General features: G+C 63.0%; 13 protein-coding genes. 1 reads left to right on the top strand and 12 read right to left on the bottom strand.

All coding sequences use genetic code 11. The annotated features are described in order from the left end of the window. Window positions 1–34: 34 nt before the first annotated feature. The 12 genes from BJ997_RS21275 to BJ997_RS00240 all read right to left on the bottom strand — a co-directional run bounded on the left by BJ997_RS21275 (window position 35) and on the right by BJ997_RS00240 (window position 13,419). Complete coding sequence (locus BJ997_RS21275) at window positions 35–451, bottom strand: type IV pilin protein (RefSeq protein WP_052541835.1); 417 nt, start codon at window positions 449–451, stop codon at window positions 35–37. A gap of 131 nt (window positions 452–582) precedes the next feature. Beyond that, a complete protein-coding gene (locus tag BJ997_RS00290) occupies window positions 583–1,269 on the bottom strand; it encodes a type IV pilus inner membrane component PilO (protein WP_035834592.1) in 687 nt (228 codons plus the stop codon). A gap of 2 nt (window positions 1,270–1,271) precedes the next feature. Beyond that, complete coding sequence (locus tag BJ997_RS00285) at window positions 1,272–1,937, bottom strand: hypothetical protein (protein ID WP_035834591.1); 666 nt, start codon at window positions 1,935–1,937, stop codon at window positions 1,272–1,274. Next, on the bottom strand, window positions 1,934–2,977 hold the full coding sequence (pilM, locus tag BJ997_RS00280; RefSeq protein WP_035834590.1) for a type IV pilus assembly protein PilM: 1,044 nt from the start codon (window positions 2,975–2,977) through the stop codon (window positions 1,934–1,936). The genes BJ997_RS00285 and pilM overlap by 4 nt, the downstream gene beginning before the upstream one ends. 19 nt (window positions 2,978–2,996) lie before the next feature. Further along, window positions 2,997–4,418 (bottom strand): hypothetical protein, encoded by a 1,422-nt coding sequence (locus BJ997_RS00275; protein WP_152602039.1) that lies wholly within the window; start codon window positions 4,416–4,418, stop codon window positions 2,997–2,999. 56 nt (window positions 4,419–4,474) lie between these two features. Continuing rightward, the gene (locus tag BJ997_RS00270; RefSeq protein WP_035834588.1) at window positions 4,475–5,041 is read right to left on the bottom strand and encodes a hypothetical protein; all 567 of its coding nucleotides are present in this window, start codon (window positions 5,039–5,041) and stop codon (window positions 4,475–4,477) included. A gap of 2 nt (window positions 5,042–5,043) precedes the next feature. Continuing rightward, window positions 5,044–5,469 (bottom strand): type IV pilus modification PilV family protein, encoded by a 426-nt coding sequence (locus tag BJ997_RS00265; RefSeq protein ID WP_035834587.1) that lies wholly within the window; start codon window positions 5,467–5,469, stop codon window positions 5,044–5,046. A gap of 124 nt (window positions 5,470–5,593) precedes the next feature. Beyond that, a complete protein-coding gene (locus tag BJ997_RS21270) occupies window positions 5,594–6,001 on the bottom strand; it encodes a type II secretion system protein (RefSeq protein ID WP_035834586.1) in 408 nt (135 codons plus the stop codon). Window positions 6,002–6,122: 121 nt separating this feature from the next. Beyond that, window positions 6,123–7,352 carry a type II secretion system F family protein gene (locus BJ997_RS00255; RefSeq protein ID WP_084140967.1) on the bottom strand — a complete coding sequence of 410 codons (1,230 nt, stop codon included), beginning with the start codon at window positions 7,350–7,352 and terminating at the stop codon, window positions 6,123–6,125. 4 nt (window positions 7,353–7,356) lie between these two features. Beyond that, window positions 7,357–8,730, bottom strand: a complete 1,374-nt coding sequence (locus tag BJ997_RS00250; RefSeq protein ID WP_276512137.1) for a type IV pilus twitching motility protein PilT — start codon at window positions 8,728–8,730, stop codon at window positions 7,357–7,359. A gap of 19 nt (window positions 8,731–8,749) precedes the next feature. Next, window positions 8,750–10,420: a GspE/PulE family protein gene (locus tag BJ997_RS00245; protein ID WP_035834585.1), complete on the bottom strand. Its 1,671-nt coding sequence runs from the start codon at window positions 10,418–10,420 to the stop codon at window positions 8,750–8,752. A 74-nt stretch (window positions 10,421–10,494) separates the two neighbouring features. Continuing rightward, complete coding sequence (locus BJ997_RS00240) at window positions 10,495–13,419, bottom strand: putative bifunctional diguanylate cyclase/phosphodiesterase (RefSeq protein ID WP_052541833.1); 2,925 nt, start codon at window positions 13,417–13,419, stop codon at window positions 10,495–10,497. 264 nt (window positions 13,420–13,683) lie between these two features. On the opposite strand from BJ997_RS00240, the gene BJ997_RS00235 reads away from it, so the two are divergent. Next, window positions 13,684–14,310, top strand: a complete 627-nt coding sequence (locus BJ997_RS00235) for an acetate uptake transporter (protein ID WP_035834584.1) — start codon at window positions 13,684–13,686, stop codon at window positions 14,308–14,310. Window positions 14,311–14,314: the final 4 nt, after the last annotated feature.

Genomic DNA, 14,314 nt, shown 5'->3' with positions numbered 1-14,314 from the left:
CACCCCACGACGATGACTTCCTGCGGCCTACGGCCTACGGGCAAGCAGCCTTGACGACCCCACCTGCGTTAGTGATGCTGAACGCATTTGGCGCGGGAGCGGAGCTCACGGCGTCGATGCAGAAGGAAGTGCCGCCGGTCTTAATGGTGACAGTAACTCCGGTGGTCGCTGCGAAACCGTAAGGCGTGAGGGCCGTCGCCACGGCGACGCTCGCGCCGGCCGGCGTGTCCACGAGGTAACTCACGTAGGCGACCTTGGCGTTTCCGAGGTCGGATTGCGCGGCGGAATTCTTGGCCTGGTTCTGCTGGCTGAGGAAGATCGGAATGGCGATTGCTGCCAGAATTCCGATGATGATGACGACAACGAGGAGCTCGATGAGGGTGAACCCTGTGTCTTCTTTGTTCAGGGCCGCGCGCTTGCGGGCAAGCGGTCCGGTGAGGCTCTTGATCATGATGGGTCCTTCTCTGGGTGCTTGCGAGGAGGGCCTTCGCTAGCTTGATCTGAGCATACGTCGCTAGCACACAATTAAGTTAAGAAGTTCCAATTTCGACCCCCAGTTCAGGGGGCAATTTCATTTCGGGGTTACGGGGCCACCTCATCGGGATCCAGAAGCACGTAGACCAGTGCCGTAATGGTGCCGGATACCGTGCCCTCCGGAGTGGGCACCGTTGTGGAGACGGCGGTGACCATGACGAGCCGTTGGCCGTACTGAAGGCCTGACACAAAGTCCAGCACATTGTCGTACGGCCCGTCAACAGTGATCGAGATCGGGATGGCAACGAAGTTGGTCGCGGTAATGCGGGGGTCCACGGTTGGCTCCGCAACCGCAACCGCATCCGCAACCGCAACCGCACCGGCACCCGTGGTCGGCGCGGGAACTGTTGTGGACGGTTCCACGGGCGCGGTGACGGCGAGAAGTGCCGGGTCGTAGGCCTGCGCGTCGTTCGGGGTGAAGGCCGATACCACCACCTGACTGGTCGCCGCAATCGCAGTGAGCTGCGTAACCAATCCCGGAATCTCTGCGGCGCCCGGCACGGCCAGCTGAACGTCGGAGAGGTCATCTCTGAGCGCGTCTATGTCTTCGAACTGCGCCTTCAGGGCCACGATCTGTGCCTCATACACCGCATTCTGGGCCATCGTGGTGTCCCGCTCCGCCTCATACGCGCGCAGCTCGGTCAGCTTCGGCGAAATCCCCAGCCCCCACCCGAGCACCACTACCGCGCCGATAACCAGCACCGCGCCAATCACCCAGAGCCTGTTCTTGTCCACGATTACTGTCCTTCCGGGGTGGCGAAGCGCTCCGAGAACGCGCCCTCATTCACGTGCAGCACGAAATCCACCGTGTAGGTGCCGAGGTCAGTTCGGGTGATAGCCGCCGGCCGGGAATCCGCGTAACCGGGCAAGGTCGACATGCTGTCAAGCCACTCCGGCACACTCGTCGCATCCGGACTCGTGAACACAATTCTGATCGTCGCCACCCGGGGGTTCAGTAACGGCGTCGTCGCCTGCTCGTACGGCACCAAAGGCGACGCGGAATCGACCGACAGGGTGTCCACGGTCACCGTGCTCGGCACCAACGCCCGCACCTGGGCGATATACGCCTTCCAGTCGATCTCGGTCGACGCACCAAACTGCCGGGCGGCCACCGTCGTGTCCAGGGCCGCCTGCACCCGCTGCACCTCGGAATACTTCGACTGACTCGTGAGCAACTCAGTCGTGAGATCCTGCGCGGCGGTCAGTTCAGCCTGACCCTGAATGGCGTACCAGGTAGAGGCGCCGACCCCCGCCCCGACAAGAACCAGAACAGCCACCAGTGCTCCGCCAAGACGTCGTCTGGTCGCCCTGACTCTTTTAGCCGAACGCACCTCGGGCGGCAGCAGGTCCATGCGGGGTTCTGCACCCAGCATGAGGACGTCTGGTGTGTTCCTGGTGCTCATGCCACACTCCCCAGCGCGAGGCCGAGCGCCACGGTGAATGCGCCGTCTGTGGCGCGTAGGGCGGCACCATCAACGCCCTTACCGGGGGCGACCGAGGCGAAGGGATCGGCCGTCAGAATGGGCAGTCGAGTGAGCGCACCCAGCGCCTCAGCAAAGCCGGTCAGTTTGGCTCCGCCACCCGAGAGCACGATGCCGGTCACCGGGATATGTTGCCGAGTGTTCGAAAAGTAGTTGACCGTATTGCGCAGACTGTTGAGCAGGTCGCCCGTGGCCTCGATGATGATGGCAGCCTCGGCCGTCTGGCCGATCGCGGGTTCTGTCAGAACGTTGTCGAGTTTCAGGGCCTCGGCCGTGGGAGCGTCGATGGACAGTCCCAGCATGAGCGCCTGGGTGAGGTCTCCCCCACCGGCCGGGATGAGACGCACAAACTGCGGAACACCAGCGAGGGTAATCACTACGCTCGTCGTGGCCTGACCCACATCAATGAGGGCGACCGCCCCCTCAAAACTCGTGCCGCGGCACACCGCCCGGCTCACGGCGAAGGGAATGAGATCGACCTCGACGGCCGTGAGGCCAGCCAACTGCACAGCGGCAATATTGCCCTGCACGGCCTCTTTCACGGCCACGACCAGCAAGCCGTTGATCTCCGGCCCGTTCTCCCCGTCGCTCTCGTTGATTGGATAGAAATCGAGCAGTGCCTCCGCGACGGGCACGGGCAGCATGTCGGCGACGAGAAAAGGCAGGGTTTCACGGATGCGTTTCATCGGCATCTTGGGTACGGCCAGGTCCCGGGCGAGGGCGCGATGGTTACCGACGCCGAGCACCACGTTCTTGCTCTTGAACCCGCCCGCCGACCAGAGCGCTTTGAGCGCGGCCGCAACCGTGTTGGGTTCGGCCACCTCTCCACGATTGACGGCTCCCTCCGGCAGCGGAATCTCGTGATAGCGAACTACCGTGGGACGGGCCTTGCCGGCATCCCGCACCTCCACGCCGCGCAGACCCGACGTGCCGATGTCGATCCCGACGACGCTATCCGTCATTGCTGTACTCCTGTAGTCATCAGTAGGAAACTTCGCGGTTAGATACGACCGAGCCCGGCTGGGGAATCGGGAGAACGGATGTCGCGCTGCCCGTTGTCAGGTTTACGCCCGGGATTCCCACCGGCGCGAAGGCAAAGACGGGGTTGTTCTTGACAGCACTCGGCTCTCCAGCAATGATTTGCCCGCGCCAGCTGAAATTATTGGTCGAAATGAAGGCGCACGGCGTGTAGAGCAGAGCCTCGATGCGATCTGCGATGGTAAAGCCAACCTTCACTGCGAAATCTCCCTGCAAAGCCCTGTTGCAGCTCGGTCTCAGATCGCTGGGGTTGAGGTCAGGTGTGATGAACCAGATCCTGTGTGACGCAGTCGACGACGACGAGAAATTCAGCTGGTTCACCGCCGAGAAATCAAATGTGTTCGCATAGATGACGACATCACTCGTGAGCCTGACCGTGGTGTTGCTGGACACGGTTGGACCCGAGACGCAGCCCAATGCGTTGATGATGACCGGCATGCCCACGGCAGTCCCGCCCAGGGAGGTACTACCGCCCGGTGTGCGGTCAGTCAGGTTGCACTGCGTCTTCACCTCATAGGGTGTACCGTTTTTGTTCTTCCAGCGCGTGAACAGCGGGCCTATCTCAGTCCACGGCGGCACGGCGGGCATAACGGCGGGCTGCGTGTAAGTGCCACCCACCGTCGTTCCGGGCGGATTGGGACCGACCATGCCGGATGTCAGTGTGGGGCTCACAGCACCCGAGCTCAGGTTGCCCTCGACCTTCCCCTGACCAAGAGTGGCCAGTTGGGATACCCACACGTCCCCCTTGATGGAGCAGGCTTGTCCAGTGGACGCTAGTGTCAAATTTCCCGTAACAACGACGTTCCCGATGATCTCGGAATTGTTCTTGGCGCACGTGAAATCGCCGTCTTTCACCATGATCCCGGCACCGGGGGAACCCGTCATGATGAACTCAGAGTTCGCCTCAACGGTGCCGCCCTTATAGAGATAGAGAGCCACTCCCGCCGCGTCATTCCCGTACTTCAAGACGGCTTCGATTGTGGTTTGATCGCCCACAGCGGCACCGTTGACTCCCGTCTGTTGCGCGTATCCCGTCGAAACGATTTTCACGTAGGTCGCCAGGGCTAGCGGGCACCCCTCAAACCACTCGTTTCCGACGGCGCTCAACTCACCTAATGTGAACCAGACTTGTGCGTCGTACTTCGGCGATGTCTGCGATCCCGCCGCAGAGTAAGCACCTGTGTCCTCCGGAGATTTGCATCCTTCGATTTGGTACAACGACGCGCGGACGGCGGCAATGCCGGCATCAGCTGCGGCTCCGGACTGCACCCCCGACCGGGTTGCGGAAGTTACTCCGTAGGCTCCCACGACGGATGCCGTGATCAGCGAGGCAAAGATCAGCCCCAGAACCATCAGGCCGAGCACGGAGGCGAGGGCGGCCCCGCGGTCCGGGCGTGAACGCAGCGCGGCGATACTGCGCGCTAACATATGGGGCTGCCCGGTGCTCCGGCCCGACTGGTGGCAGAACTTGAGATCATGACAGGCGGGTGCACACCGACGAGGCTGTTGAATTTCATGGTCACCTGTTGTCCAGTTGAGGAAAAGATGGGTGTTCCCGGCACGGGCTTGATTCCCCGCTGAACCAGAGTCCAGGTGAGGAGTTCTGCAGGCGTCGGCGTCAGAATTTCCCACGGGGACTGTTTGAAACGGATGCTGCCGTTGCCGGCGGCCGAGTAGTACCAGGCCACGCACTGCCAGGACAGGGCTTCATCCCGTTTCGCGGTGCGGGCAACCAGGAGTTGATCCGAACCCGATGGAGTCGTCAAGCGGAATCCGCTAGCGTTGCGCACGTTCGTTTCGACGGAGTCCACCACGACTTGTCCCGACGTTGTTGCAGCCGTCATGGCCTGAACACGGTTCGTCGTGGTGAGGCCGCTGATGAATAACCCCGCGACGACAGACACGACGACTATTAGCAGGCTGCTGTACACGATGAGTTCCACGAGCGTGTAGCCGTGTTCAGATTCCTTGTGACGCCGGGTGAGCATGTCTATTTCGCCTCAACGAAAATCAGGGTTGTGGCGCGAGCCAACTCGGCCCCGGTGTCTGCACGCTCCACCTTTACCTCCACGAGTACAGTTGTCGGGTATGCCGCTGCCGCCGCCGGACAGGTGCCACCTGTGCGGGTGACGTGAAGGTCTACTCCCTCTGCCTCGCCCACGGGGACCAGTGCGGGGCTCAGGCTCGTGGACAGGTTCGTGCAGGTCGCCTGTGCGCGCGCGTTCTCGATCTCCCGGTTCACCAGCTGGGTCGCGGTAGCGAGCGTTCCGTTGGCCGACGACTGTTGAATTCCCTGCACCAGGAATGGCAGGAATGCCACGGCGAGGAGACCGAGCAGAAACATTGAAACGGCAACCTCGATGAGGCCGAACCCGACTTCTGCACGTCGCGCTGCGTTCTCAGGAAGAACGTTCATGAGTCAGTCTTCCTCGGGATCCAGTCGTTATCGTATCGGAGACTCAGCGGTGGAGTGTCGCCAGAGCGACACCCCACCAAAACAGATTCCACTACGGGCCCAGCAGCGCGACCGGCCCGGCTACCTAGCAGTTGCCCGGAACAACTCCGCCGGAATTGGTGACCTTGAACTTCTTGAGGGTCGTGCTCTGGCCGTCGATGCAAAATGCCGTGCCTCCGGTCTTGACAGCGATGGTAACGCCGGAGCTGGCTGCAAAGCCGAAGGGGGTGAGGGCGACCGCCGTCTCAACACTCGTACCCGACGGGGAGTCCACCAAGTAACTTACGTAGGCGACCTTGGCATTTCCTAGGTCTGATTGGGCTCCCGCATCCTTGGCCTGGTTCTGCTGGCTGAGGAAGATCGGGATGGCGATGGCCGCGAGGATGCCAATGATGATGACCACCACTAGCAGCTCGATGAGCGTGAACCCCTTGTCTTCTTTGTTCAGGGCGGCGCGCTTGCGGGCGAGCGGAGCGGTCAGTCTGCTGATCATGGGGGTTCCTTCTGTGGGTGCCTGTGAGCAGGACATTCGCTCGTATGGCCCCAGCATAGGGGGTGTATCACCACAAAATGTACAAAACCTGACTATTCAAGACCCAGTTTGGGGAATGTTCTTATTTGATGTACTCGAAGATCGAGAACATGGGCATATACAACGCCACGATCATGCCGCCGATGACGACTCCGATGAACGCGATCATGAGCGGCTCGATCAAGGCAGTCAGCTGTTCGGCCGTGGATTGCACCTCCTGGTCGTAGAAGTCAGCGATCTTGCCGAGCATGGTCTGCAGCGCTCCGGCGTCTTCGCCGACGGCGATCATCTGCACGACCATGGGCGGAAACACGGGTTCGAGCGACAGCGGCCCGGCGATGGACATGCCCTGCCGCACTGACTCCTGCACCTTGCGCAGCGCGGATTCCACCACCCAGTTGCCGGAGGTCTCCCCCACGATGTTGAGCGACTGCAGGATGGGCACACCGGCGCCGATCATGGTGGAGAAGTTTCGGCTGAACCGTGCGATCGCGAGCTTGGTCATGAGCGGCCCGAAGACGGGCACCTTGAGCTTGATCGGGTCGATGATCTTGCGCACGGCCTCGGTGTTCTTGTTCTTGCGCCACCACACCGAGAAGGCGATGCCCAGCACGACCAGCACGGGCAGCAGCCACACCATGACCTTGGAGAGCACGACGAGGATCATGGTGGGAAGGGGAAGCTGGCCGCCGAAGCCGGCGAACATCTTCTCGAAGACGGGCACGATGAAGGTGAGCATGCCGATGACCGCCACCACGGCCATGATGAGCACGATGGTGGGGTAGGCCATGGCGGACTTGATGGTGTCGCGCAGCTTTCCCTCCGACTCGAAGTTGCCGGCCACCGAGTTGAGCGAATTCTCGAGAAAACCGCCCGTCTCCCCGGCCTTGATGAGGTTGATCATGATGGGCGGAAACACGTTGGAGTGTTTCACCATGGCCTCGGACAGGGAGACGCCCGTCTCCACGTCGTTGCGCACACTCGTGAGAATCTTGGCGAGTTCCTTGTTCTCTGTCTGCGACGAGAGGATGTTGAGGGTACGCAGCAGGGAGAGCCCGGCCGAGGTCATGGTGGCCATCTGACGGCTCATCACGGCAAGGTCTTTGAGCCCCGGATGCTTCGTGAAGCCCGGAATGCTGATCTCACGACTCAGCCCGGTACCGACAGCCACCTCGTCAACAGAGATCGGCGCGAGCCCCATCGTGCGCACGCGCGTCATGGCGGCGCTCTCCGAGGCGGCATCGAGTCGTCCCTTCACGACCTTTCCTGCGGCGTTGCGTCCCTTATAGGCGTAGGCGAGAGTGGCGGGCATGGCGCTACTTCTTTCTGGCTGAGAAGGAGTCGCCGAAGTCAATTCCTCCGGCCGACATCGTGGTGTCTATGGAGCTGCTGCCGCCGCTCGAGTGCGCAATGAGCTGCGCGAGCCCCTCAAGGTCTTGAGCCTTTTCTTCGGCGGACTGCCGGGTGATCTGACCGGCGTTCACGAGGTCGGCCAGGTGCTGGTCCATCGTGTGCATGCCGAGCGCCCGGCCCGCCTGCATGGCGGAGGAGATCTGGTACGTCTTGCCCTCGCGGATGAGGTTCGCGATGGCCGAGGTCGTCACGAGCACTTCGGTGGCCACCACACGGCCACCACCGACCTTTTTAACGAGGGTTTGACACACGACGCCCTGCAGGGTGGCCGCGAGCTGGGCGCGCACCTGGCCCTGCTGGTACGGCGGGAAGACGTCGATCACACGGTCGATGGTTTGCGCGGCGTCCTGGGTGTGCAGCGTCGCGAACACGAGGTGTCCGGTCTCCGCCGCCGTGAGGGCGACAGACACGGTTTCGAGGTCACGCAACTCACCGATCAGGATCACATCGGGGTCCTGCCGCAGCACGTGCTTGAGCGCCGCCGCGAAGCTGTGCGTGTCGTGCCCCACCTCGCGCTGGTTCACGAGCGACTTTTGATGGCGGTGCAGAAACTCAATCGGGTCTTCGACAGTGACGATATGGTCGGCGCGGGTGCGGTTCACCAGGTCGATGAGGGCCGCGAGGGTGGTGGACTTGCCCGACCCTGTGGGTCCGGTCACGAGCACGAGCCCGCGCGGCAACTGCGCGAATTTGGCGACGGACTCCGGCACGCCCAGCTCGGCGAGCTGTTTGATCTCACGTGGAATCAACCGGAAGGCCCCGCCCACCGAGTTGCGCTGTTGATAGTAGTTCACCCGAAATCTCGCACCGCTGGCCGTGTACGCGAAGTCGAGCTCCAGCTCCCGTTCAAATTCCTCGCGCTGTTCCACCGTGAGCAGGCTGAAGAGTGCCGATGTGACCTTGTCTCGCAGCCACTTCGTGGAGCCCTCGACCGGGCGCAGCCCGCCGTCGAGGCGGATGCTCGGCTGCGCCCCGACCGTGACATGCAGGTCGGAGGCATTGAGGTCGAGAACCACCTTGAGCGCGTTGAGCAGATCCGGATCGGCGTTTAGCCCGTCCTCCCCCAGTGCGATGCCGGCGGAGGGGGTTGTGGCGGTTTCACCCGCATCCACGAACACTCCCTCGGTCGACACGACCGGGGCAGTGAGGTAGTCCGGCTCCCCCGCGCCCCCGCGGGAGGCGTCGGAGCCGACGGAGCCGTCGGCATCCGCTCGGCCCATGGCCGTGGAACCGGGGCCGGGAGATGTGACCGGAATCTCATAGATCGGATTGTTCATGCTGCCTGTCCTTCACGTTCTACGCCACCACTCGGAGAATCTCTTCAATAGATGTGAGCCCGAGCAAAACCTTGGCCCAACCGTCTTCACGCAGGGTGACCATGCCCTGCTCTTTCGCCGCCCGCAGAATCTCGGCGCTTGAGGCGCGGCCCACCGTGAGACGTTCGATCTCTTCGGAGACTGTCATCACTTCGTGAACGGCGATGCGCCCCCGATAACCGGTCTTCGAGCAACTTGCGCACCCGACCGGCCGATAGATCAGCGGTGCCTGCAGGTCGGGGTCTACCGCGAACTTCAAGAGCACGAGTTCTTCCACCTCGCGGGTGTCGGGCAGCTTGCAGCGATCGCACAACCGGCGCGCCAGGCGTTGGGCCACGACACAATCGAGTGCGGAGCCCACGAGGAACGGCTCGATGCCCATTTCCGTGAGCCGAGTGATGGCGCTCGGCGCGTTGTTGGTGTGCAGGGTCGACAGCACGAGGTGGCCGGTGAGGGCCGCCTCGATGGCGATGAGTGCGGTTTCGTGGTCACGAATCTCGCCGATCAGCACCACGTCCGGGTCTGATCGCAGGATGGAGCGGAGCGCGCTTGCGAAGGTGAGGCCCGCCTTGGGATTCACCTGCACCTGGTTGATGCCCTCCATGCGATATTCCACCGGGTCTTCGACCGTGATCACATTGATCTCCGGGCGAGCGACTGAGTTCAGGGTGGTGTAGAGCGTGGTGGACTTGCCGGATCCCGTCGGCCCGGTCACGAGGATCATTCCGTATGGCTTGGAGTAGGCCCTCTTGTAGGCGTTGAAGTTGCCCTCGAGCAGGTTGAGGTCGCGCAGGCTCAGTTTGGTGCTGGAGTTGTCGAGAATTCGCATGACGATCTTCTCGCCCCAGACCGTGGGGAGGGTGGCGACCCGAAGATCGATCTTACGGCCGCCGTGGCTCACGGACATACGCCCGTCCTGAGGCTTGCGACGCTCTGAGATGTCGATGTCGCTCATGATCTTGAGCCGGGAAATCACGCCGTTCTGAATGCTTTTAGGGGCGCGCTGCATCTCGTGCAGCACTCCGTCAATGCGGTACCGCACGCCGAGGCTGTGCTCCGCGGGTTCAATGTGGATGTCCGAGGCCCGGTCCTGGATGGCCTGACTGACGAGCAGATTGACGAAACGAACAATTGGGGCGTCATCGTCGAGGGAATCCGACACTCCGAACGCATCCGACTCTGAAGGCGCGTGCTCTTCCTCGAGCGTCGTGGTGAGGTTGGTGAGCTCGTCATCGGCGCGGTGGTAGCGGGCGATCGCGGCCAGCAGGTCCGCCCTCTCCGCGACGACCTGCCTGACCTGCATACGCGATGCCTCACGCACGTCGTCGAGGGCAAAGACGTTGCCGGGGTCAACCATCGCGAGGAGGAGGCGACCCTCAGCGATGGCGATCGGCAGCACTTCATGACGCCGGCACACCGCCGGGGTGACGAGAGCCACCGCGAGGCGATCGACGGGGTAGTCGAGAAGTTCGACGAAGGGAAGATTGGCCTGCTGCGCCCTGGCCTTGGCGAACTGGAGTTCAGTGATGACGCCGCTTTCCACCAGCGCCCTGACCGCGCTCTCGTCGGCAGGGTCACCCGCCATGAGAGTGTCGAGCACCTCGATGGGCAGCAGCCCGTGCAGGATAAGAATTTCAGTCAGGGTTGCCACGCGGGCCTCCCCCGAACAGAACTATTAGCTGTGAGCCTATATCGGATGCAAGCCGCTGACCAGCTTTTTGTGACCTATTTGGGGGAAGGGCGAATGAGCGACGAGCTGGAGAGCATATCGCCGAAGTCCACGTCGGGGAGAACAGCCGGCCCAGGCTTCGAGAACAGGTACCCCTGCCCATAGCGACAGCCCATCTCCGTGAGAAGATCGCGCTGTCCGATCGTCTCGATTCCCTCAGCGACCACGTCGAGTTTCAGGGAATCGGCGAGCCGCAGGATGCCCTCAACGATGGCCCTGTCGTGGTCCGAACACTCAAGGTCGCGAATAAACGTGAGGTCAATCTTGAGCAGGTCAACCGTGAACGACTTCAGGTGCGCGAAGGAGGAATAGCCGGTACCGAAGTCGTCAATGGCCAGCCGCACACCGAGCGAGCGCAATTCCTGAAACGTGCGCGCCGCCGAGTCGATGGCTTCGAGCACTGCACTTTCGGTGAGTTCGAGCCACAGCTGATCCGGCGGAAGGCCGGTTTCGGCGAGCGCGAGCTTCACCACCGCGCCGAAGTCATCCTGCACGAACTGTCGCGGTGACACGTTTACACTGACGGCCAAATGCCCCTCGAGAGACGCGGCGGCCCGGCAGGCCTGACCCAGCACTGTGGTGCCGATGCCCTTGATCAGGCCAACCTCCTCGGCGATGGCGATGAACTCCCCGGGGGCAACCAGTCCCCGGTCCGGACGACGCCAACGCGCGAGCGCTTCGGTGGCCACCACGGTTTGCTGTTGCAGATCGACGATCGGCTGGAACCAGGTCTCGATTTCGCCGCGTTCTACCGCAGTGCGCAGGGCAAGCTCCGTGTCGAGTCTGCGCTCGATCCGACCGCGCAAATCGTCGTCAAAGACCTCGTAACGGGCCCGGCCTCGACCCTTCGCGAGATACATGGCCTGATCGGCGTTGCGAAGAAGAGACTCGGCGTCATCGTGGCCGAGACCGAATGCGATTCCGATGCTGGCGTCGACGGATGCTACCTGGTCGCCGACGAGGATCGACTTGGCAATGGCGGCCTGCAGGGTGTCGGCAATCTTGCGAACGTCCCGGTTGCTCCCGACACCGGGGCAAATCACCACGAATTCGTCGCCCCCGATGCGGGAGACCGTGTCGGTCGATCGCGCATGCCTCCGCAGGCGCGTGCCGACCTCTGTCAACACAGCGTCACCTGCATGGTGGCCAAGGCTGTCGTTGACGAATTTGAACCTGTCGAGGTCGATGAAGAGCACGGCTACGCCCAGGCCGTGCTTACCGGCCTGCAGGAGAGCCTGATTGAGGCGGTCGAGGAGAAGCAGTCGGTTAGGCAGGTTGGTGAGGGGGTCATGGAATGCGAGGTGTTCCACGCGAGCCTCGGCCAGTCTGCGGGCGGTGATGTCTTCCAGTTGGTAAAGAAACTCCCCGGCCTGCTCGCCCTCATTAATCTCGGCAATGCTGACCTTGACCCACGTCTCTTCGTCGCCCCGCCGCATCCGTCGGTCCATCCTTTGGCGAGTGGATGCCCCGTCGGTCAGGCTCAGTCGGGCGCTACTGTCGGCTCCGGGCGGCATGAACAGCTCGTCGATGTGTCCCTGGCCCACGAAGCCCGTTGGCCCCGCAAGGTCGAACAGGCGCCTGTTAGCCTCCAGCACCTGACCGTCGAGAGAAACGATTGCTGTGCCGAGCGGCGACGACGCAAAGGCGGCCTCGAAACGTGCACGGGCGGCGGCAGCCGCTTCCTCGGCTCTCCGGAGCTCCGTGATGTCTGTCACTGTCGCCAAGTGCCCGGTGACTGTCGCGTCCGGGCCATGGATGGGCGCGGTGCTAACCTGCACCCAACTGACCCTGCCCTCGGGTGTACGGAATCGCAATGTCCCCTGGTAACTCGTGCGGGCAACGACCGCCGCGCTCCACGCGGCGGCCACGCGATCGGCGTCCTCCGGATGCATCGCCTGCGCCCAGCCGTCGCCGAGGGATTGCTGAATGGTCAGGCCACTCAAGGCCAGCCATCGGTCGTTCGCCGTGAGTAGACCGCCCGCGGAGCTCAGCTGGACTATGCCGACGGGAGCCATCTTGATGAAGGTCTGAAGCCTCTCGGCTACCTCACCCAGCTCCCGCGTGCGAAGATCCACAGCGCCCTCGAGGCTGTGATTCACCTCGGCCAGGGCGTGCATTGCGTCGGCGCGTTGCCGATCGAGCTCGCTGAGCTTGAGCGCGGCGATCCAGGTCAGGGCGATGCCGAGCACTGTCAGGCTCGTAATCAGGATTGCGACGCTGAACACGAGGTCGAACCAGCCCTGACGCTGTGCCCAGAGGCTCAACCAGCCCAGGAAAACGGGACCGAGAATGAGGAAGGGCAGGATCCGGCGCATGAGCTCGCCCGCGCTGCCCCGATCTCGCAGCAGGCCCACGAGTCCGAGTGCGGAGCGCTGGAACAGCATTACCCCGGACAGCACCGTGATGCACAACGCCGTATGCAGCGAAATGCTCGTGAAACCGGTCACGGTGTAGAGGGAAGCAAGACCATAGGCGTAGCCGAGCAGGGCAATCAGGCTCACAAACAGGGACGAGTGCGCGAGGATCTGCATCACGGTGGTTCGTTCGAGCCTGTCCGCGATCACCGCGGCCCCCAGCAGGATCAGTGCCACCGCCGTGATCGGTGCCATGCGCGGTTCCTGGCCGCCGAGGTCGATCCCGGGCACCCAGCCCGAGATACCGAGCGTCGACCGGAGCGCGTACCCGGCGAGGGTTGCGGAACCGAGCGCGATCGCGATGGTCGCCAGGCTCACGGCCGCCCACCGAAACGCGAGCAGTAGGGAACCCGACAGCAGGATCAGGGCGATGGCCGTAACCGGCTTCATGGCTGCGAGACCGGGCAGCACGGTTGTCAGCGCGGGGGCCTTCGTGTACCAGCCGAGCAGCACGATGAGCCCTACGACTCCGACGAGTGCCGCCGCGACCCGGCTGACTACCTGCATGGTGTTCCTCTGCTTTCACCTGCCAAAGCGCAGACGGTCTTGAGAAGTTTACGTTGACTCCGCGCCGCACTCCAACCCTCTCAGAGAGCGCCGCACGTTCACGTGTGACACTCAGTGTCATGTCGCTGGTGGATTTCACCCCGCTTCGGGGCGACGAGTGGCGCACACTGAGCCGCAGTGTCATACTCGAGCTGTTTCCCCGTCACTTTCACGCGTTGACGACACCGAGTCGCCCCGTCCCGGTCCACACATTGGAGTGTCCATATGACGACAATTCTCACGTCCACCCTCCCGGCTCGGCCGGAAACCGCACCCGCACCCGAGTACGCGCCGCGCATCGCGATCGCTGACCCGGCGGCACTCGGCCTAGGCGCGTTTGCCCTCACCACGTTCGTACTCAGCCTCGCCAACTCCGGGCTCATCCCCTCGGCCGGGGCTGCCGTCATCGGCCTCGCCCTCTTCTACGGCGGAATCGCCCAGTTCGCCGCCGGCATGTGGGAGTTTGTGAAGGGAAACACCTTCGGCGCCACGGCCTTCACGTCGTACGGCGCGTTCTGGCTGGCCTTCTGGTGGCTGCTCACCCACCCCGAGACGGAGGCCGCCGCGGGCGCGGACGGAATCGGAGCTTTCTTGCTCGCATGGACCATCTTCACGGTGTTCATGACCATCGCAGCCCTTAAGACGAACCGGATGCTGGTGGCCCTGTTCGCCGCGGCCACACTCACCTTCCTCGCCCTCACCGTGGGCTCGTTCACCGGAATCGTCGGCGTGCACCAGCTCGGCGGCTGGATCGGACTGGTAACGGCGGGCATCGCCTGGTACGGGTCGTTCGCCGTGGTCACGAACACCACCTGGAAGCGCACCGTGCTCCCGTTGGGCCACCTGAGGTAACGCA

The organism is Cryobacterium roopkundense (assembly GCF_014200405.1).
In the GTDB taxonomy this organism is placed as follows: Bacteria; Actinomycetota; Actinomycetes; order Actinomycetales; family Microbacteriaceae; genus Cryobacterium; species Cryobacterium roopkundense.
Note: the sequence above shows the minus strand (reverse complement) of the source record. Positions and strands in the feature narration are given on the sequence as shown.